Origin of the sequence: Azospirillum himalayense (assembly GCF_042657465.1) — a bacterium.
GTDB lineage: Bacteria > Pseudomonadota > Alphaproteobacteria > Azospirillales > Azospirillaceae > Azospirillum > Azospirillum himalayense.
In genome coordinates this window covers 94218-114329 of the sequence record NZ_JBHSLC010000049.1, presented here as the reverse complement: position 1 = coordinate 114329, position 20112 = coordinate 94218, and the positions used below count along the sequence as shown (strand labels likewise).

17 protein-coding genes and 1 pseudogene are annotated in these 20112 nt (G+C 70.3%); 10 read left to right on the top strand and 8 right to left on the bottom strand.

The window, feature by feature from the left end; genetic code table 11:
• Positions 1-42: 42 nt before the first annotated feature.
• From ACFPMG_RS21990 to ACFPMG_RS21965, 6 genes are read right to left on the bottom strand one after another with little or no spacing between them, the layout of a single operon-like run.
• Positions 43-948: a flagellin gene (locus tag ACFPMG_RS21990; protein WP_376997335.1), complete on the bottom strand. Its 906-nt coding sequence runs from the start codon at positions 946-948 to the stop codon at positions 43-45.
• Positions 949-958: 10 nt separating this feature from the next.
• Positions 959-2680, bottom strand: coding sequence for a flagellar hook-associated protein FlgK (flgK, locus tag ACFPMG_RS21985; protein ID WP_376997334.1), 1722 nt, complete (start codon positions 2678-2680; stop codon positions 959-961).
• Between the two features lie 22 nt (positions 2681-2702).
• Positions 2703-3152 carry a hypothetical protein gene (locus ACFPMG_RS21980; RefSeq protein ID WP_376997333.1) on the bottom strand — a complete coding sequence of 150 codons (450 nt, stop codon included), beginning with the start codon at positions 3150-3152 and terminating at the stop codon, positions 2703-2705.
• 27 nt (positions 3153-3179) lie between these two features.
• Positions 3180-3437 (bottom strand): hypothetical protein, encoded by a 258-nt coding sequence (locus ACFPMG_RS21975; protein WP_376997332.1) that lies wholly within the window; start codon positions 3435-3437, stop codon positions 3180-3182.
• Positions 3438-3454: 17 nt separating this feature from the next.
• The gene (gene flgE, locus ACFPMG_RS21970; protein ID WP_376997330.1) at positions 3455-4765 is read right to left on the bottom strand and encodes a flagellar hook protein FlgE; all 1311 of its coding nucleotides are present in this window, start codon (positions 4763-4765) and stop codon (positions 3455-3457) included.
• A gap of 57 nt (positions 4766-4822) precedes the next feature.
• Positions 4823-5482, bottom strand: a complete 660-nt coding sequence (locus tag ACFPMG_RS21965; protein ID WP_376997329.1) for a flagellar hook assembly protein FlgD — start codon at positions 5480-5482, stop codon at positions 4823-4825.
• 302 nt (positions 5483-5784) lie between these two features.
• Between ACFPMG_RS21965 and ACFPMG_RS21960 the strand changes: the two are divergent.
• Positions 5785-6159: pseudogene (locus tag ACFPMG_RS21960) on the top strand (ISKra4-like element ISAzba1 family transposase); the annotation flags it as partial.
• A 166-nt stretch (positions 6160-6325) separates the two neighbouring features.
• Here ACFPMG_RS21960 and ACFPMG_RS21955 read toward each other — a convergent pair.
• On the bottom strand, positions 6326-7234 hold the full coding sequence (locus tag ACFPMG_RS21955) for a LysR family transcriptional regulator (RefSeq protein WP_376997327.1): 909 nt from the start codon (positions 7232-7234) through the stop codon (positions 6326-6328).
• A gap of 137 nt (positions 7235-7371) precedes the next feature.
• Here ACFPMG_RS21955 and ACFPMG_RS21950 point away from each other — a divergent pair, with 137 nt between their 5' ends.
• On the top strand, positions 7372-9423 hold the full coding sequence (locus tag ACFPMG_RS21950) for a hydantoinase/oxoprolinase family protein (RefSeq protein ID WP_376997326.1): 2052 nt from the start codon (positions 7372-7374) through the stop codon (positions 9421-9423).
• Positions 9424-9426: 3 nt separating this feature from the next.
• Positions 9427-11139, top strand: coding sequence for a hydantoinase B/oxoprolinase family protein (locus ACFPMG_RS21945; RefSeq protein WP_376997324.1), 1713 nt, complete (start codon positions 9427-9429; stop codon positions 11137-11139).
• A 5-nt stretch (positions 11140-11144) separates the two neighbouring features.
• Here the strand turns inward: ACFPMG_RS21945 and ACFPMG_RS21940 are convergent, their stop codons facing one another.
• Complete coding sequence (locus ACFPMG_RS21940) at positions 11145-11903, bottom strand: GntR family transcriptional regulator (protein WP_376997323.1); 759 nt, start codon at positions 11901-11903, stop codon at positions 11145-11147.
• Between the two features lie 109 nt (positions 11904-12012).
• Between ACFPMG_RS21940 and ACFPMG_RS21935 the strand changes: the two genes are divergently transcribed.
• Genes ACFPMG_RS21935 through ACFPMG_RS21905 form a run of 7 tightly spaced genes read left to right on the top strand, consistent with a single transcriptional unit; the run spans position 12013 to position 20089 of the window.
• The gene (locus ACFPMG_RS21935) at positions 12013-12828 is read left to right on the top strand and encodes an ABC transporter permease (RefSeq protein WP_376997322.1); all 816 of its coding nucleotides are present in this window, start codon (positions 12013-12015) and stop codon (positions 12826-12828) included.
• Positions 12825-13583 carry an ABC transporter permease gene (locus ACFPMG_RS21930; RefSeq protein ID WP_376997320.1) on the top strand — a complete coding sequence of 253 codons (759 nt, stop codon included), beginning with the start codon at positions 12825-12827 and terminating at the stop codon, positions 13581-13583. Before ACFPMG_RS21935 ends, ACFPMG_RS21930 begins: the two co-directional genes overlap by 4 nt.
• A gap of 41 nt (positions 13584-13624) precedes the next feature.
• Positions 13625-14680: an ABC transporter substrate-binding protein gene (locus ACFPMG_RS21925; RefSeq protein WP_376997319.1), complete on the top strand. Its 1056-nt coding sequence runs from the start codon at positions 13625-13627 to the stop codon at positions 14678-14680.
• 1 nt (position 14681) lies between these two features.
• A complete protein-coding gene (locus ACFPMG_RS21920; protein WP_376997318.1) occupies positions 14682-15437 on the top strand; it encodes an ABC transporter ATP-binding protein in 756 nt (251 codons plus the stop codon).
• Between the two features lie 7 nt (positions 15438-15444).
• Complete coding sequence (locus tag ACFPMG_RS21915) at positions 15445-16866, top strand: MmgE/PrpD family protein (RefSeq protein ID WP_376997317.1); 1422 nt, start codon at positions 15445-15447, stop codon at positions 16864-16866.
• Positions 16863-17966, top strand: coding sequence for a DSD1 family PLP-dependent enzyme (locus ACFPMG_RS21910; RefSeq protein WP_376997316.1), 1104 nt, complete (start codon positions 16863-16865; stop codon positions 17964-17966). The genes ACFPMG_RS21915 and ACFPMG_RS21910 overlap by 4 nt, the downstream gene beginning before the upstream one ends.
• A gap of 32 nt (positions 17967-17998) precedes the next feature.
• Positions 17999-20089 (top strand): hydantoinase/oxoprolinase family protein, encoded by a 2091-nt coding sequence (locus ACFPMG_RS21905; protein WP_376997315.1) that lies wholly within the window; start codon positions 17999-18001, stop codon positions 20087-20089.
• Positions 20090-20112 lie beyond the last annotated feature (23 nt).

Here is a 20112-nt window from a genome sequence, read left to right as displayed (position 1 = left end):
TCTCACGTCCGGTGCCGCGAAAGCTGGCGCGGAATTTTTGGCTCAGAGGAAATCGTTCAGGTTGGTCTGCTGGAGGATCTTCATCAGGCTCATGGTCGACTCCAGGTTGGCCTGAAGCTGCGACAGCCGCGTCGTCGCCTCCGCGAGGTCGATGTTGCGGATGTCCTCGACGTGGGTCTGGAGGATGAGCTGTTCCTCGAGATGGCGGTCGATGGTCCGCTCCAGCGTGGCGGAGGCGGAGCCGAGCTTCGTCTGCACCACGGTCAGCCCGTCCGCCGCCGCGTCGGCGAGGTCGGACGCCTCGTCCACCAGGGCGGTGTCCACCGGGTTGGTCGGCATGTTGGCGATCAGGCTGATGGAGCGCAGCGCCTTCTCGATGGACGGGTCGGCGGCGGTGACGCCGTACTGGACGATGAGGTCGTCGGCGGCCTGAAAGTAGGAGACGCTGCCGTCGCCCTTGTAATAGGTCGTGTCGGCGGCGGAGGGGCTGGTCGCCGCCGGCAGGCCGTCCAGCGACACCGCCGCGCGGTCGGTGCGCCCCCCGGCGAACAGATAGCGGCCCTCCTGCTGGGTGTTCAGCAGCCCGGCGAACTCCGTCATCAGGGCCTGAGCCTCGCTTTTGATGCCATCCGCGGCGCCGCTGCCGGCTCCCTGGAGGCTGGCGACGAGGCTGCGCACCCGGTTGGCGAGGTCGATCATCCCGCCCACGGCGTCGTGCATGGTCTGGATGCGCCCGCTGACCACCTCCCCCTCGTCGACGTAGCGCTCGGAGCGGCGGTAGTGGCTCTCCAGATTGACGAGGCGCCCGCTGTCGCCGGCGATGCCCTTGTAATCGACCGACGCCTCGCCGGTCGCCGCCTGCACCTGGGCGGTGGCCACCCGGGACTCCGCCGCCAGCATGTAGCGGACGAGCTGGTTCTGGTGGTTGAAGGTCGCGATCCGTTCCATGCCGGCTCTCCTAGCGAACCAAATTCAGCGCCGTGTCGAACATCTCCTGCACCGCCTTCATGACCGCGGCGGCGGCCTGATAGGCGGATTGCAGGTTGCTGATCGCGGCGGTTTCCTCGTTGACGTTTACGCCGCTCTGCGAGGCCATCGTCGACTCCAGCCCGCTGGCGTAGGAGTCCTGGTCCTCGTAGGCGGTGGCGGCGCGGGAGGCGGCGGTCGCCGCCCCCTGGATGATGGCGCCCGCATACTGGGAGAAGGTGCCCGTCCTCCCGGACAGGCCACCCGCCGTGTCGAAGGACTGCGCCCCGGAGAAGGCCGTCTTCAGCGCCTGCGCCACCGAGCCTTCCCCCGCGGACAGCGCCGATCCGCCGGCGGCCAGCGTGGCGGAGGTGGAGAGCGCGCCGGTCGCCAGACGCCCGCTGTCCTGCGCGATCGCGTCGCTCACCCTGAGGTCGGCGGCGCCGCTGCCGGTCAGCAGGTCGTTCAGCCCGAAGCGGGCGGAGAAGCCCTGGCCGTCCGCCCCCGCCGTGCCGTCGCCGCCCAACGCCACGCCGTTGGCGGAATCGTTGGCCCGGATGACCAGCCGTCCTTGGGCGTCGATGTGGGCCGAGAGGGAGTCCATGGCGTCGATGGCGTCCACCGCGTCCTGCACGGTGGCGTAGGCGGACAGGTGGAGGTCCAGAACCTCCACCGCCGTTCCGTCTGCCGACGCAACGGCGACGCGCAGCGTGCCGCCGCCGTTCAGGGCGTCGGTTCCGGCGACCGTGGCCGTGCCGGTCAGTGCGTTGGGCGGGGGGAAGGCGGTGCCCTGGTTGTGGAGGGCGTTCAGCGTGTCCTTCAGCGTCAGCGCCAGCTCGTCCAGCCGGGCCTGCTGCGCCGGCAGATCCTTGTCCCGGACCTGGATCAGCCCGCCCAGCGTGCCCGAGGAGACGGAGCCGGTGACGTCCTTCCCGTCGATGGTGATCGGGTTGAAGCTCGTCCCGGCGCCGACCGTGGTGGCGGGCGTATAGGACAGCCGGTGCACCGCGGAGTCCAGCAGCGACGTGCCGGAGGATGTGGAGACCCGGACCATGCCGTTGGCGTCGGTCTGGTAGCGGATGTCGATGTCCCCGGCGAGGCTCTTCAGGGCGGTGTTGCGCTGGTCCTCCAGATCGCCGGTGTCCTGGCCGAGCGCCTTGCCGGTCTGGATGCGGTCGTTGAGGTCCTTCAGCGTGTCGAGCGTGCCGTTGATCCGGGTCACCGTGTCGGCGACGGCGTGGTCGGCCTCGCCGCGCAGCTCCTGCACCGCCTTGGCGGTGGAGCGCAGCGTCTCGGCCACCGCGGTCAGGTCGTCCACCGCCGCCGCCTTGGCGCTGCCGCTCTCCGGGGAGGTTGCCAGCGTGGCCAGCGTCTCGCCCAGCGTGTCGATGACCGAGCCCAGCGACGACGCGGAGGTGGTGGCGCCCAGCCGCTCCTGGAAACGGTCCAGATAGTCGCTGACCGTCCGGCTGAGGCCCAGCCCGGACTGGGCCGACACCAGCGACGTCATCAGGTAACGGTCGACCGTGCTGCCGATGCCGGCGACCTCCACCCCGGTGAAGCCGACGGCGGTGTCGCTCGCGGTCGCCTTGGCGGTCTTGCGGGTGTAGCCCTCCGTGCCGGCGTTCGCGACGTTGGCCGAGGCGACCGCCATGCCCACCTCGTTGGTGCGCAGCGCGGAGGTGGCGATGCTGCCGGCGACGCGCAGGGACATGATGGCTCTCCTGTGCGGCGGGTCAGGCGGTGACGGCGAGGTGCTTCGCCCCCGCCGCGCGACCGAGCGCCGCGTAGGAGCGCGCCGGGCCGGACACGGAGGCGGCGGCGCGCAGCGCCGCGCCGATGGCCGCCTGCCGGGCCTGCCGGGCTCTGGCCTGCGCTTCCAGCGCGCGCACCGACCGCCCGAGCGGGGCCAGCGCGCCGTCCAGCGCCTTGCGCACCGCCAGCCGGGTTTCCAGCGGCACACGCTTGCTCTGCGCCGCGGCCAGCGCGTCGCGCAGCGTTCCGGCCTGGGCGTGCAGGAGCATTTGCATGGCGCCCGCCGCCCGCAGGGCGTCCACCGCGCGCCCCTCCCGCGCGGCGCTGGCGGCGCGTTCCGCGTGCCCTTCCAACTCCGCGACGAAGCGGGCGATGACCGCCACCGGGTCCGGGCGGGCGGCGGCGGGCAAGACGTGTGGGGTGGGGAGCATGGGGGTCTCCTTGGAAAAGGGAGAGGATCAGCCGCGCAGGGCGCCGGTGCGGCGGTAGGCGGTGGCGGCGCGCTGGGCGCTGCCGGTCTGGCGGATCGCCGCCTGCACCGCGGCCTGCGCCGCGGCGATGCGCGCCCGCAGACCCAGCAGGTCGTCGATCAGCGCGAGGCGCTCCGCCGCTCCCGGGACCGGCTGGGACCGGTGACGGTCCACCCGCCGGGCGAGGCGGCGCAGCTCGGCGTCCAGAGCGGCTTCGCCGTCGAGAAGCGGTTGCGGCGGGTGCATGACCGTCCCCGCCGCCGTCAGCGCTTCATGGCGATCAACGTGTCCATCATGTCCTGCGAGGTCGTGATGACCTTGGAGGCGGCGGAATAGGCCTGCTGGGCGACGATCATGCGGCTGAACTCGTCGGTCAGCTCGACCGTGGAGCTTTCCAGCGCGCCCGCCGTCACCGTCCCGGCCTTGGCGTCGCCCGCCGTGCGGAGCTGGTACTGACCGGCCTCCGCCGTCTGGGTGAAGGTGGTGCCGGTGACGCTTTCCAGCCCGTCGGCGTTGGCGAAGGTGGCGATGGGGATCTGGTAGATCGCCCGCGTCTCGCCGTTGTCGAAGACGGCGCGGACGATGCCGTCCTTGCCGATGGTCGTCCCCGTCAGGGAGCCGGGCTTGTAGCCGTTCTGCGTCGTGGTCTCGACGCTGACCGAGGGCGTGCTGTCGCCCGACGCGTGCTGCGTCAGGCCGTTGTTGCTGTTGGCGGTGCCGAGGTTCAGCGCGACCGCGCTGCCCCCGGCCCCGGTGGTCCATCCGTCGACGGTGAAGGACAGGGCGGACAGGTCGGCGGCGGTCGTCGTGCCATCCGCGGCCACCGTGGCGGCGGACGCCAGCGTGCCGTCCGTGTTGAAGGAGAGCTGGATGGGAAAACCGCCGATGGTCCCGGTGGTCCGGGTGGCGTCGGAGGACAGGACGGGGTCGGAAGCGTCCAGCTCCCACATGTTCTCGCCGGTCTTGGTCCAGCTCAGGGTGATGGAGTGGCTGACGCCCAGGCTGTCGAACATCTCCATGTCGGTGGTGAAGCTGTCGCCGGTGTCCGTGTCCGAGGGCAGGTTGGCATCGATGCCCATGGTTGAGGTCGCCTTGGGCGTGCCCTTGATGTTGGCGACGTTGACCGGGACGAGGCTGTCCACCGATCCCTTGTTGCCGGCGGCGACGGTGCCGTTGGCGTTCAGCGCCCAGCCGTAGAGGTAGTAGCCCTCGCTGTTCGACAGGTAGCCCTGGGCGTCGGTGGAGAAGGAGCCGTTGCGGGTGAAGGCGACGGTGCCGTCCGCCGTCTCCTCCGACACCACGAAGAAGCCCTCGCCGTTGATCGCCATGTTGGTGGAGACCGACGACGATTGAATTTCGCCCTGCCCGCTGATGTTGCGGTAGGTGGTGGCGAGCACGCCGCCGGTCTGCTCGTCGATGGTCGAGGTTTTGTTGATGTAGGAGTTGAAGTTCGTCCCGGTGCTCTTGAAGCCGGTCGTGCTGGAGTTGGCGATGTTGCTGGAGATGGAGGCGAGCGCCTTGCTCTGCGCCATCAGGCCGGACGTGGCGCTGTACATCGCGCTGGTGATGCTCATCGTCGCACCTGTTGCAAGGAAGGGGAGAGGTCTGGGAGGAGGCCGGGAGGGGGCGGCTCAGCTCAGCGACAGCACGTCGTCGGCGGGCACGCTCACGCCGCCGATGCCCAGCGCCGCGCTGGTGCCGGAGGTGTCCACGGAGGTGACCGTGCCCTTGATCCGCGTCTCGGTGGCGATGGCGGCCTTGCTGGAGTCCAGCGCGGTGACGGTCAGGCTGTAGGTGCCCGATGTGTGGAGCGCGCCGTCGCGCCCCGTGCCGTCCCAGGTGAAGGAATGGCTGCCCTCGCCGGTGGCGCCGCTGTCCTGGTAGACGATGGCCCCGTCCTCGTCGCGCACCGTCAGGGTGACCGACGCGGCTTCGCTGTTCAGCGAGTATTCCCAGTTGGCGGCGCCGTTCTGCAGGGCGGTCGTGTCGCCCTCCGCCGTCACCGTCCGCCCGAGATAGCCCAGCGCCGAACTCCCGGTTCCCAGCGCCTGCACCGCGGAGGTCAGCTCGTCCAGCTTGTCGCTCATGGACATCTGCTGCTCCAGCGAGGAGAGCTGCACGAGCTGGCTGGTGTACTGGGCGGTGTCCACCGGGTTGGTGGGGTCCTGCACCTCCAGCTGTTTCAGCAGCAGCGTCAGGAAGGACTGGTAGCTGCTGGCCAGCGAGGCCGAGGAGCTTTTGGCGGACGAGGTGGTCGTGACGGTCGAGGAGCTGGGCGAGTCAACCTGCATGGCGGCCTCCAGGATGCAGCCTCTCCGTCGCGGGAATCGGGGATTCCGCGCCCGTTTCGGCATGATGGTTCCGGCGTATGGTCCGGGAGGAGGCGCCGCAGGGCGGAGCGTTGTCCCGTTCTGTGGCTATCCACGGACGGGATCGGTAAAGCTGGCGGACTTTTTTCGGAGATGCTGGAGAGAGGTGGGAGAGCCCACACGGCGCCGCCGGGATGTCCAGCCTATGGCGGTGAAACCGTCTCAAACCTGGGGGGCCTTCACGTCGCACGACGGAAGGGTCGACGGGCGAGGACGGCGCGGTGATGCAGCACGTGATCTCTGAGGGTGAGCGCCCTGGATCCGGTCAGGCGGCAACCCTCGGGCTGAGTCTGAGCGAGGGCAAGGCGACACTGGCCAGCCTGCAGCGTGTCCTGGTCACGGCCCAGGCCGACGCGCATTGTCGCCTTCGGCGTCGGTGCGGCCACTGCGGAGCGTCGCGTCCGCTCAAGGACCACCGCTCCCGCCGGCTGGTGTCGCTGTTCGGCACGGTGGAAGTGCGCGCACCTCGCTTCAACGCCTGCCGCAGCGGCGTGGCGTGCCGGCGCAGCCTGACCCCGGTCGCCGAGATCATGCCAGACCGCTTCACCCCGGAGTACGAACGCATTCTATCCGGGATGGACAGCGCGCTGCCGTATCGGTGGCACCGCGGTGATGAACGGCACGCTCGTCTCGGAGCACACCGCCGCCGAACCATACGCCCGTCGACCCTTTCGTCGTGCGACGTGAAGGCCCCCCAGGTTTGAGACGGTTTCAGCGTATATTCTCGCCCTTTCCATGGCGTGACCCCTACACAGCCTGCGATCGTCACGAACGATCCTCGGCGGCCTTCAGGCTTGCCCGAAGCAGACGCTCGAACCGCAGCGTCGCGTTGGAAAGGTGACGCCCCTCCGCGGCCAGCATCTCCACGCTTCCGGTGGTCAGCAGGTCGTCCCGCAGGGGCCGCATGCACAGGCCGCCCGACGCGCTGGACTTGCGCGCGGACAGCCGCGCCAGGATGGCGACGGCGTCCGTCCGTTGCGCGAGCGCCAGCCGCAACGCCACGGAGTCGCTTTCCAGCAGCGCCGTTGGCAACACCACGCCGGACCGCCGCGCCGCCTCCTCAATCAGCACACGGGTCGGAGAGCCCGCGGGCGGCAGGATCACGGGCCAGTCCCCGACCTCGGCGAGTGCCACCGTTTCCGACGCCGTCAGCCTGTGCCGCGGGTTCACCAGCGCGACCAGAGGCTGGCTCGCCGAGGCGCGCTGGACAATGCCATCCTCGCGCGGCGGGTTGTAGGCGAGGCCGAGTTCCGCGATGCCCTCCCGGACCAGGGCCACCACTTGGCGCGTGCTGCCGACGCGTACGTCGAAGGACACGCCGGGATGGCTGTGGTGGAAGCGCGCGATGCAGTCCGGCAGGAACCCGTCGGCGATCGGCTCGATCACGGCGATGCGCACGATCCCGGTCTTCAGCCCCTCCATGGCCGCGATTTCGTCCCGCGCGTTGCGCAGCTGGTCCACCGTAACGCGGGCGTGACGCAGGACGATGCGCCCGGCCTCGGTCGGCTCGACCCCGCGCGGCAGGCGCGACAGCAGCCGCGCGCCGAACAGTTGCTCCAGATGCTGGACCTGCCGGCTGAGCGCCGACTGCGCGATGTGCAGGTTGTCGGCCGCGTCGCGGATCGAACCCGCCTCGACGATGGAGATGAAATGGCGCAGCGCGTCGACGTTCATGCCAGTCCCCGGTCTTCTGAGTGATGCCGATTCAGCATCGCAAATGATGCGCCGGCTGTCTTGCTGGATCGCTGGCCGCTGCGCTTTGATGCGGGAGCCGCGCTTGTCGGACGAGCGCGCCGGAACGGAGGCGGTGAATGGTGACCGGGGGCATGCTGATCGGGGTGGACGTCGGTGGAACCTTCACCGACCTGGTGCTGGCGGACGGCACCGGCGGGGTGAGCTTCGTCAAGTCGCCCTCGACGCCGGACGACCCGTCGCGCGGCGTGGTGAACGCCCTGGAGCACATGGCGGCGGAGCGCGGCGAAAGCCTGGAACAGCTCCTCGGCCGGACCCGCGTCTTCATCCACGGCACCACCGTCGCGACCAACGTGCTCGTCCAGCGCAACGGGGCCCGGCTGGGCCTGATCACAACGCGCGGGTTCCGCGACGTTCTGGAGCTGCGGGAAGGGGCGCGATCGAACCGCTACGAGCTCCGCACCCCGGCGCCCGACCCGCTCATCACCCGCCCGCTGCGCCTGGAGGTGACGGAACGGGTGGGGGCGGATGGCACGGTGCTGGCGCCGCTTGACCAGGTGGAACTGGAGGAGGCCATTGCCGCCTTGCGCGCCGCCGAGGTCGACGCCGTGGTCGTCAGTTTCCTGCACGCCCACAAGCGCCCGGATCATGAAGCCGCCGTGCGCGCCGCCATCGAAGGATCGGGCTGGCGCCCGTTCGTCTCTCTCGGCCATGAGGTGCTGGAACGGGAAGGGGAGTACGACCGGCTGTCCACCGCTGCGGTGAACGCCTATGTCGGCCCGGCCCTGCAGGACTATCTGAAGCGCCTCGTCGGGCAATTGAAGGCCGCCGGGATCGGCGTGCCCCTCTTCGTCATGCAATCCAACGGCGGCGTGCTGCCAATCGAGGAGGCGGGACGGCGCGCCTACGGCGCGGTGACCAGCGGCCCGGCGGGCGGCGCCATGGCCGGCGCGCTGTTCGCGCGGGCGCTGGACCTGCCCAACCTGGTGACCTACGACACGGGCGGGACCAGCACCGATGTCTGCGTCGTCAAGGACGGCGTTCCGATCGAGCGCAACCGCACCGATCTCGCGGATTTCCGGATCACGGCGCCGGCGATCGAGATCAACCCCATCGGGATCGGCGGCGGCAGCGTCGCGCGGATCGACGCGAGCGGCATCCTCGCCGTCGGCCCGCAGAGCGCCGGGGCGGTGCCGGGTCCGGCCGGATTCGGCAAGGGCGGGACCCGCGCGACCCTGACCGACGCCAACCTGGTGCTCGGTCTGATCTCCGCGGAAACGTTCCTGGGCGGGCGCATGAGCCTGTCCGTCGAGGCGGCGCGGGATGCGGTCCAGGCCGATGTCGCCAGCCCGCTGGGGGTGAGCGTGGAGGAGGCCGCCTGGGCGGTCCACGTCCTCGCGACATCGGGCATCACGGAGGGAATCCGGCTTGCGACGATCCGGCAGGGGTTGGACCCGCGCGACTTCGCTCTGATGTCCTTCGGCGGGGCAGGCGGGCTGCACGCCGACGCGGTGGCGCAGGATCTGCAAATCCCGACGGTGGTCGTGCCGCGCATGGCGTCGGTGCTGTCGGCCCTTGGCTTTCTCGCCGCCGACATCCGGCAGGACCTGCAGCGCTTCGTCTGCCGTCCGATCCAGTCGATGACCGCGGCGGAACTGGCGACCATCTTCGACGCGCTGGAGGAGGAAGGGCGGGCGCGCCTGCGCGCCTCGGGCATGGCGACCGACGGCATCCGCGTGGAGCGCAGCCTGGAATGCCGTTATGGCCGGCAGGTGCACGGGATTCCCGTGCGCGTCGGCGACAGCCTGGACCCCGCGGCCCTGGAGCGCGCCTTCACCGAAACCTACCGCAGCCTCTACCAGCACGCCCACGAGGGCGAGGCGGGTATCCTCGACGTCTGCCGCCTGTCCGTATACGGCGCCCTGCCGAAGATCGACCTGCCCGCGCAACCGGTCGGTCCCGCCGACCCCGCACCGGCGTGGCGGGGACGGCGCAGCGCCTTCCTCGGCACTTTCCGCGACCTGGACGTCTACTGGTTCGACGACCTGCGCCACGGCATGCGCGTCGCCGGGCCGGCCATCGTCGAGTCCGCCTCCACGACCATCCTCGTCGGTCCCGGCCGGATCGCCGACGTGGACGGCATCGGCAACCTCCTCCTCAGAAACGGGTGAGTCATGAGCCCCAGCAACACCCCGACGGCCGCCCCGCTCACCCTCGCCCCTCTCACGTTGGCGGTCGTCCGGCATCGCATGAGGGCGGTGACCGAAGAGATGGTCGAAACGATGACCCGCACCTGCTTCTCGCCCATCCTGAACCAGAGCCAGGACTTCTCCGCGGTCATCCTCGACTCCGCCTTCCAGACGGTGTCCCAGGCGGAGCGCGTGCCCATCCACATGGGGGCGATGCCGCTGGCCGTGCGGATGATGGCGGAGGCGTTCGACGGGGACCTCGCCGATGGCGACGTGCTGATGGCGAACGATCCCTACTGGGGTGGCAGTCACCTGCCCGACGTGACGCTCGCCATGCCCTTCTTCGCCGACGGCGGCATCCGGCTGTGGGTCGCGCTGCGCGCCCACCAGGGCGACATCGGCGGCCTGTCGGCCGGTGGCTACAGCGCGGCGGCGCGGGAGATCTGGCACGAGGGCCTGCGCATCCCGCCGCTCAAGCTCGTGGCCGGCGGCACGCTGCGCGGCGACCTCCTGCGGCTTGTGGCGGAGAACTCGCGCAAGCCGGACGACCTGCGCGGCGATCTGCTCGCCCAGCTCTCCGCCGTGCGCATCGGCGCCACCCGCTTGGCGGAGCTGTTCGCGCGCTACGGACGGGCGGAGATCGCGGGCGCGGTCGACGCCATCCTCGACGGCGGGGAGGCGGTGATGCGGACCCTGCTGGCCGGCTGCCGCGCGGGCGTGCATCACGGGCTGTCACACATGGAGTTCGCCGACGCGCCCGGGGGCCTTCTGCCCATACCGGTCAGCCTGACCATCGAGGGCGGCCGGGCGGTGGTGGACCTGACCGGCTGCCCGGACCAGGTGCGCGCCTTCATCAACAGCCCCTGCGCCAACAGCCGCGCGGCGGTTATGGTCGCCTTCCTCTATTTCAGCGGAGACGAGGAGGGGCTGAGCGGCGGCAGCGCGCGCGCGCTCGACATCCGCACGCGGCCCGGAAGCCTCGTCGATCCAGTGATGCCGGCGCCGGTGGGCGCCTGCACCTCCTCCACCGCCTGCGCCCTGATCGAGGCCGTGCTGAACGCGCTGGAGGGGGCCGACCCGCAGCGCGCCATCGGCGGCTTCGCCCGGCGCTTCCGCTTCGCGCTCGCCGGCGCCACCGACGATGGTGCGCCCTTCATCTGGCATTATTTCCTCAACAAGGGCGGCACCGGCGGGAGCCGCGACCACGATGGCTGGCCGAACATCGGCGGCCTGCACAACCCCGGCGGAACGGCTGCCCCCAGCGTGGAGCGCACGGAGGCCAGCCACCCGCTCGTCGTCGAGGAATACGCGCTGCTCCCCGACAGCGGCGGGGCGGGGGAGCGGCGGGGCGGCCTCGGCGGTCGGTTGGTGCTGCGCTACGACGGGCAAGAGCCGGCGGTGCTCAACGCGTCGGGCGAGGGGGTTCTCGTGCCGCCCACTGGAACGCAGGGCGGCGAGGCCGGTCCCGGCCACCGCTACGCGCTGTTGCCGCAGGATGGAGCGGCGCGGCCGATCGCCGTCCACGACAGCGGGGTGCGGGTCGAGCCCGGCGCGCGCATCCTGTGCCTGTCGGCCGGCGGCGGCGGCTTCGGCGACCCGCGACGGCGGCCCCGCGCCCTGGTGGAGCGGGACGTCGCCTGCGGCTACGTCAGCACCGAGGCGGCCCGCGACGTCTACGGGCTGGAGACGGACGCGTGAGCGGCCTAGTCCGTCTCCGACTGCTGCACGATGTAGTCGATGTGGAAATCGTCGCGGTAGAAGGACTCGCCAGTGACCAGCGGGCGGCGGTCGATGCTGTAGAGCACATAGTCGCGGATGATCAGGGCCGACCCCGCCTCGATGCCCAGCGTCCGGGCCATGTCCTCGCGCGCCACGCCGGCGCGGATGCGCCCTTCGACCCGCCAGACGCGCAGGCCGAAGGCCTCGTCCAGGATCTGGTGGATGGACTGCGTGCGCAGCATCTCCAGCGTGATCCGGCGGCCGAGTTCCTCGGGGATGATGCGGTGCTCCAGGCTGATCCGCTTGCCGTCCACGATGCGCAGGCGGTCGAGCGCGTAGACGCGCCCGTCCGGATCGAGGTGCAGCTTGTGGGCCTCGTCCCCCGTTACGGCGCGGTGGTCGAATCCCAGCAGTTCATAGTCGATCCGCGCGCCGAGCGAGGTGACCTGCTCCTCGAAGGAGCGGACGCGCGTCAGGTCGATGGGTGCGCTGATGGAGCGGGGGGCGACGAAGGTGCCGCTGCCCGACCGGCGCACGATGCTCCCCTCGTACACAAGCTCCTGGAGCGCGCGCGCCACCGTCGCCCGCGTGGTGCCGAAGCGTTCCGCCAGCGCCGGTTCCGACGGCACGCGGTCGCCCTCCTTCAGGCGCCCCGACGCGATCTCGTCCCGGATGAAGCGCTGGACGCGCGCGTAGATCGGCGTGAAGTCGGCTGGTGTGAAGTTGGGCGGCGGCACCGTCATCTTTTGTCTCCGAAAGCTGCATAGGCAGCTAGACAGCTAGGCAACTATATGTGTACTGTAGGTTATCGAGAACGACGGTGCAATTCCCAAACCGGAAGGCCGACGGACCGTGACCGCTGATGCGAACAGCACCCCCCTCCTGAAGGAGCCGCGGCCGCCCTGGCTTGCCGGCCATCGGTCCTTCGGCTTCCTCTACACCGCGTCGATCGTCGTCGGGCTGCTCGTCTGGCAGGTGATCGCCCAAGGCTATTCCAGCTTCGTGCTGGCGCCGCCGACGGGGGTCGCCGTCCGGCTGTTGGAGATGGTGGCAAGCGGCGAGCTGCCGGTCGCGGTGGCCGGCGCGCTTCGGCACATGGCGCTGGGCTACGCGATCGCCTGCGGGATCGCCATACCGCTCGGGCTGCTGATGGGGCGGCTGCGCTTCGTCCACGATCTGCTCGACCCCGTCGTCAATTTCGTCTACGCGGTGCCCAGCGTCGCCTGGGTGCCCTTCATCATGATCTGGTTCGGCCTGTATTTCGAGGCCCGCGTCGCGCTGGTCGTGATCATGTGCGTGTTCGACATGATCATCGTCGTCAGCACCGGCGCGCGCAACGCCGACCAGAAGCTGCTCAACGTCGGGCGGTCCTTCGGGGCCAGCGCATGGCAGCGCACGCGGCTGATCCTGCTGCCGGAATGCCTGCCCTTCCTGTTCACCGCGCTGCGGCTCGGCGTCGTCCGGGCGGTCAACGCGATGATCACGGCGGAGCTGTTCCTGGCCGCCGCCAACCTGGGGTCGATCATGAAGCAGGCGGCGGTCCGCCTGGACAGCGCGGCGGTGTTGGGCGTCCTCGCCGTTCTCTGCCTGCTCGGGCTCGCGTTGCAGGAAATCCTGCTGCTGATCGAGAAACGGGTCTGCGTCTGGCGGCCGAAGGGGGCGTCATGAGGGTCGGATCACGCATCGTCAACCTGCTCGGCATCCTGCTGGTGCTGGCGCTGTGGCAGGCCGTGGGCGCGCAGCTCGGCGACGCCCTGCTGGCCACCCCCGTCCAGGTCGCCCGCGCGCTGGTCGAAACCGTGCAGACCGGGGCCTTCTGGGCGGCGCTGTGGCAGATGCTGTGGAAGATGATGCTGGGCTACGCGCTGGCCCTCCTCATCGGCATTCCGCTCGGCGTCGCCATGGGCCGCGTGCCGGTGGTGAACGCCGTCGTGAAGCCCTGGGCGTCGATGTTCATCGTCATCTCGGCGGCGGCGATCGTGCCGCTGTTCATCATCCTGATGGGCCGCGGTCTGGTCTTCAGCACGGCCATCGTCTTCGTCGTCACGGTCTGGTACGTGGTCGTGACGATGACGGAGGCGGCGCGGTCGGTGTCGCCGAAGCTTCTGAACGTCGCCCGGTCCTTTGCGGCGAACGATTTTCAGCGCTTCCGCTACGTCATCCTGCCGTCGCTCCACCCCTTCATCATGATCGCGGCGCGCGTCGGGCTGGTCCACGCGCTGCGGGCGATGATCACGGCGGAGATGTTCATCAGCGCCGGCTTCGGCGGGCTGCTCAACGACGCCGGGCTCGACCTGTCCACCGCACCGCTCTTCGCGCTGATCGTGGCGCTGATGATCATCAGCGTGTCGATGACCAGCGCACTCCGCTGGATCGCCCACCGCAGCGCCCCCTGGTACGCCAGCCGCACCGGCGACCGGTAACCCCCCATTCATTCCACCCCAAGCGATAAGGGCCGAGAGTCATGTTCGATGATGTCAATCGCCGCACCGTCCTGCGCGCCGGACTCGGCGGGTTGAGCGTCCTGGCGCTCGGCCCTCTGCCGGGGTCCTTGCAGGGGGCCTTCGCCCAGACCGGCCGGGTGCTGAAGATCAACACGCTGGCCTCGGCCGCGGCTGTCAACGTGCCGATGCAGGTGGCCCTGCGCTCCGGCCTGGCGACGATGGCCGGCTTCGCAGTGCCCGAGGTGCGGCCGACCAAGAAGATCCCGCAGATCGCCCAGGAGGTGATCGCCGGGGCCGCGGACCTCGGCGATGCCGACGTCGCCTCCACCTTGGCGGCGGCCGAGGCCGGCGCCGACCTGAAGATCATCGGCCTGTCCTACAGCAACACTTCTCAGGTCATTGTCGCCAACACCGACAAGATCAAGAGCCTGGAGGAGATCGCCGCGAAGGGCGGCACCATCGCCGTCAACAGCATCGGCGACTTCATGTACGTGATGCTGGCCGGCGCCCTGCTGAAGCGCAACATCAACCCGAAGAAGGTGAACTTCATCGAGATGGGCAGCTCCGGCGACCGGGCCCGCGCGCTGGTCGCCGGCCGCGTGGACGCCGTGCCGATGCACATCGAGCAGGCGCTGGAGCTGGCCCAGCTCGGCAACTACGAGATGCTGGTCCGGCCCTGGGAGGAATACGACAACTGGTTCAGCGCCATCGTCATGACGACGGGCGCGTGGCTGAAGGCGGACGAGAACAAGCAGGCCGCCGTGGCGGTGCTGAAGTCGGTGTTGACCTCCTTCCGCAACACCAACAAGGATTATGGCTGGTTCAAGACACAGGTCGGCCAGTACGCGTCCTCCAAGGATCTGAAGACGGCCGACGACAGCATGCTGAGGCCGGTGTGGGAGACGCTGACCACCCGCATCAAGGCCTTCCCCAACAACATGGAAACGCTGACCCCGGACGAGTTCGCCAAGGTCATCCCGGCCTACAAGGCGGTCGGCGCGCTGAAGGGCACGGTGGACCTGACCAAGGTCATCGACCGCACCTACCTGGAACAGGCCGTAAAAGAGCTTGCCTGATATGGCCCATCTCTCCGTCTCCCACGTCTCCAAGTCCTTCGGCGGCGTAAAGGTCCTGGTCGACCAGTGCCTCGACGTCCGGGAAGGCGAGTTCGTCGCCCTGCTGGGGCCGTCGGGCTGCGGGAAGTCGACGCTTCTCCAGATCATCAACGGCCTCATCCCGGCGGACGGCGGCAAGATTGTGCTGGGCGGCAAGGACATCACCGGCAAGACCGGGACCGGCCGCGGCATGGTGTTCCAGGGGGCGGACCTGTTCCCCTGGCGGACTGCGCTGGACAACATCGCCTTCGGCCTGGAGGTCGTCGGCGTCGGCAAGGCGGAACGGCTGGAGCGGGCGCGCCACTACCTGAACCTCGTCGGGCTTCGGGGGTTCGAGGACGCTTGGCCGCACCAGCTCTCCGGCGGCATGCAGCAGCGGGTCGGCATCGCGCGGGCCTTCTGCATCCAGCCGACCCTGCTGATGATGGACGAGCCCTTCGGCGCGCTCGACGTGCAGACGCGCGACGTCCTCCAGGACGAGCTGGTGCGCATCTGGGAGGCGGAGCCGAAGACCGTACTGTTCGTCACGCATGGCATCGAGGAGGCGCTGTACCTCGCCGACCGCATCCTGGTCTACAGCAAGCGGCCGGCCCGCGTGCTGCGCGAGATCACCGTGCCCTTCGCCCGGCCCCGGCGCGAGGACATCAAGCTCGACCCGCAATTCCTGGAGTTGCGGCGGGACATCTCCGACCTGCTGCGCCACGATCTCTACGCCTGAGGCGATCATGACCAACCATACGGCGTCGCCCGCGATCGGCGAGGCGATTGCTTCGGCCCTTGCGGGGCTGGCCTACGACCGGCTGCCGCCCGACGTGGTGCGGACCGTCAAGCTCTTCACCCTCGACACGCTGGGCGTCATCGCCGGGGCGGCCAAGGCGCCGGGCATGGCGGAGCTGCTGTCCGCCCTGACCGCCTGGGAAGGGGAGGGGACGGCGACGCTCCTCCTCGACGGGCGCCGGGCCAACCCGGCGACGGCGGCGCTGGCCAACGGCGCCGCCGCCCACAGCCTGGACTTCGACGACCAGCACGACCCCGCCCGCGTCCACGTCTTCTGCGTCGTGCTGCCGGCCGTGCTGGCCGCGGTGGAAGCGGAGGCAAGCGCCGGGCGCCGTCCCACGGGGCGGGAGATGATCACCGCCGTCGCGGTGGGGGTGGAGCTGTTCTGCCGCCTGGGCCTCGCCTGCTACAACTCGCTCGGCAAGGGCTGGCACCCGACCACGGCGCTGGGGACCATCGCGGCGGCGGCGGCGGCGTCCAAGATCTTCGGGCTCAACGCCGGGAAGACGCTGCACGCCATGGGGCTGGCCTTCGTGCAGCTCAGCGGCACGACGCAGTTCATCGCCGACGGGGCGCTCGCCAAGCGCGTCGGGCCGGGCTTCGCCGCGCGCTCCGGCGTGCTGGCGGCCCACCTGGCGCGGCACGGGCTGACCGGGCCGCACCGCTTCCTGGAGGGCGACGCCGGCCTGTTCAAACTCTACGAGCGCGGCGAGGTGACGCCGGAGATCCTGAGCGAGGGGCTGGGCCGCAGCTGGCGCGTGCGCGACCTCAGCATGAAGCCCTACCCCTGCTGCCGCTGCGTCCACACGACCATCCAGCTGGCGCTCGACGCGAGGGCGCAGGGCATCGCCGGCACGGACATCCGGCGCGCGACCATCGAGCTTGGCGAGGTCAACCGCAAGATCGTCGGCGTGCGCTTCGACGGGGCGCACCCGAACCCGGTCGTCCACGCGCAGTTCAACGCCGCCTACGGCTTTGCCGCCGCGCTGACCGACGGGACGGTGGACATTGCGACCTACACGCCGGCCCGCATCCGTTCCGGCGATCTGGCCTTCGCCTCGCGCCTGGAGACGATCGCCGCCCCCGACATCGAACCGACGGCCATCGCGCCGGCCCGCGTTCGGCTGGAGCTGGTCGACGGGCGCGCCGTGACACTGGAGCGCTGGGCCATGAAGGGTGCCCCCGACGACCCGATGACCGACGAGGAGGTGTTCGCCAAGTTCCGCGCCTGCGTGGACTGGGGCTTCGCCGCCGATCCGGAGGCGGTGGACGGGCTGCTGCGGTCGGTGATGCATCTGGACGAGGTCGCTGATGCCGGCGACGTGGTGCGCCGCTTCCTCGCCTGCCGGGCCGGAGCCCCCGTGGCATGAACACGCCGTCCAACCTGGTCGGCGAACCGGTTGCGGCGCTCGACACGCCGGCGCTGGTCGTCGACCTCGACATCCTGGAGCGCAACCTGGCCTGGATCGCCGGGACCTGCGCGGAGCACGGCGTGGGGTGGCGGCCGCACTGCAAGAGCCACAAGTCCCCCGACATCGCCCGGCTGCAAATGGCCGCCGGCGCCATCGGCATCACCTGCGCCAAGCTGTCGGAAGCGGAAATGCTGGTCGAGGCCGGCATCACCGACATCCTCGTCGCCAACCAGATCGTCGGGCCGATCAAGATCGCGCGGCTGATGCGGCTCTGCCGGCGGGCCGACGTCATGGTCGCGGTGGACGGGCCGGACAACGTTCATGCCCTGGCCGAGGCGGCGACGGCCGAGGGGCTGAGGCTGCGCGTCCTGATCGAGGTTGACACCGGCACCCGGCGCGCCGGCGTCCTGCCGGGCGCGCCGGTGCTCGACCTCGCGCGGATGATCACAGGCCATCCGTCCCTCCGCCTCGCCGGCGTCATGACCTGGGAGGGGCACACCACCCGCATCCCCGATCCCGAGGAGAAGCGCCGCGCCATCGCGGAGGCGGTCGGGGCTCTGGCCGCCAGCGCGGATCTCTGCCGTGCCGACGGCATCCCGATCGGGATCGTCAGCTGCGGCGGGACGGGAACCTTCGAGACGACGGCGCGCATCACGGGCGTCACGGAAATCCAGGCCGGCGGCGGCATCTTCGGTGACGTGCGCTACCGCACCATCTACAACGTGCCGGTCGGCTACGGCCTGACGGTCCATTCCATTGTGACCAGCCGGCCGACCGGCCGGCGCGTGATCACCGACGCCGGCAAGAAGGCGATGAGCACGGACTCCGGCCTGCCGGCCCCGCTCGACCTGCCGGAGGTCGACAGCGTCGGCTTCTCTGCCGAGCACGCCAAGATCGAGCTGCGGCAACCGAGCGCCACGCCCGCCGTCGGCGACCGCATCCGCTTCGTCGTCGGGTACGCCGACACGACCATCCACCTCCACCAGGAGATCGTCGCGACGCGCGGCGGCCGGATCGAACAGGTCTGGGCCATCCCGCCGGACGCGCGGCTGCGCTGAGGCGCGGCGCTCCAACGAACCTCGGGGTCACCATGACACGGACATCCTACCGGCTTGGCGTCGACATCGGCGGCACCTTCACCGACGTCGTGCTGATGCGAAGCGACGGCCGGATCTTCAGCAAGAAGGTTCTTTCGACCCCGCAGGACTACAGCCAGGGGATCGAAACCGGCGTTTCGGCCCTGCTGGCCGAGTTGAACGTTGACGCGGGCGACATCGCCGAGTTCGTCCACGCCACGACCGTCGCCACCAACACGATCATCGAGCGCAAGGGCTCCACGGTCAGGCTGGTCACGACCAAGGGCTTCCGCGACGTGCTGGAGATCGGGCGCTTCCGCACGCCGCGCCTCTACGACATCCATTACAAGAAGCCCGCCCCGCTGGTGGAACGGCGGCTGCGGCTGGAGGTGGATGAGCGCGTCGGCTCCGACGGCGGCGTGCTCGTTCCCCTCGACGCCGCGGAACTGGCGCGCGTGGCCGACCAGTTCGAGGCGGAGGGGGTGGAGGCCATCGCCGTCACCTTCATCAACTCCTACGCCAACGCGGTGCACGAGCGGCAGGCGGCCTCCTATTTGCGGGAACGCTTCCCCGGCATTCCCGTGACCGCGTCGGTCGACCTGCTGCCGCAGCTCGGCGAGTACGAGCGCACCAGCACCACGGTGGTGAACTCTTACATCCGGCCGGTGGTGGAGCGCTACGTCTCCTCGCTGAAGACCCGGCTCGACCGGCTGGGCATCAAGGCTCCCCTGATGATCATGCAGTCGAGCGGCGGCATCTCCCCCGGCGAAGTGGTGGCCCGCCAGCCCATCGACATCATCGAAAGCGGCCCGGCGGCCGGCGTGCTCGGCGGCCAACGCCTCGGCACCAAGGTCGGCGTGGCTGACATGATCGTCTTCGACATGGGCGGCACCACCGCCAAGGCGACTGTCATCGAGGACCACGCCTTCGCCTTGTGCCCGGAGACGGAGGTCGGCGGCGGGGCGGCACTCGGCACCCGCATGATCAAGGGTGCGGGCTACCCGGTCCAGGTGCCGACCATCGACATCGCAGAGGTCGGGGCCGGCGGCGGTAGCATCGCGGCGAGCGACGCGGCCGGCGGCCTGCTGGTCGGCCCGCGCAGCGCGGGGGCGGAACCCGGCCCGGTGGCCTACGCCCGCGGCGGTACCAACCCGACGGTAACCGACGCCAACCTGATCCTCGGTTACCTCAACCCCAACGCGCTGGTCAGTGGCGAGCTGAGCCTGGACATCGAGGGCGCGCGGGCGGCGCTGGCGGAACTGGGCGCGCGGATCGGGCTGTCGACGACCGACACGGCCCACGGCATCCACGCCATCGCCGACGCCACCATGCTGCGCGCGTTGCGCGGCGTGTCGTCGGAAAAGGGGCGCGACCCGTCGCAATACACCATGGTGGCGATCGGCGGGAACGGACCGGTGCACGCTTGCTCGCTGGCCGAGGCCGCGGGCATGACGCGCATCCTGATCCCGCCGGTGGCCGGCCTGTTCAGCGCCCTCGGCATGCTGTTCGCGGACGTCGAGCACCAGCTGGTCACCGCCTTCTACCGGCGTGTGGACACCGTCGACCGCGCGACATTGGACGCCGCGGTCGCTCCCTTGATGACGCGCGGCATCGACATGCTGCGGGCGGAGGGCTACCACGACCCGGCGCAGCAGCGCACGGCGCTCTACGCCGACCTGCGCTACATGGGCCAGACCTCCCCCCTGACGCTGCCGGTCCCGGACGGGGAGGGCGCGATGCAGGCCCTCCAGGCGGCCTTCCACGCGGAGCACCGCAACGTCTTCGGCTACGCGTCGGAGAAGGAGCCGATCCAGTTCGTCGCACTGAAGCTGGTGTGCCGCGGCGTGGCGGAGACCCCGCGCATGCCCGACCGGATCGAGCGCGGGGCGGAGAAGACGGCGACGCGCCACACGCGCAAAGCCTTCTTCGGCGAGGCCGGCTGGGTCGAGACGCCAGTGGTGCCGCGCTCCGCCCTGGGTGCGGAGCCGATGGCCGGTCCCCTGATCGTCGAGGAGTACGACACCACCATCGTCGTGCTGCCGGGCTGGGACGCCGCCGTCGACGGCTGGAACAACGTCGTGCTGGCTCGCAAGGCCGCCCGGTAACCAGCGTCTTTCGAGGAGGATAG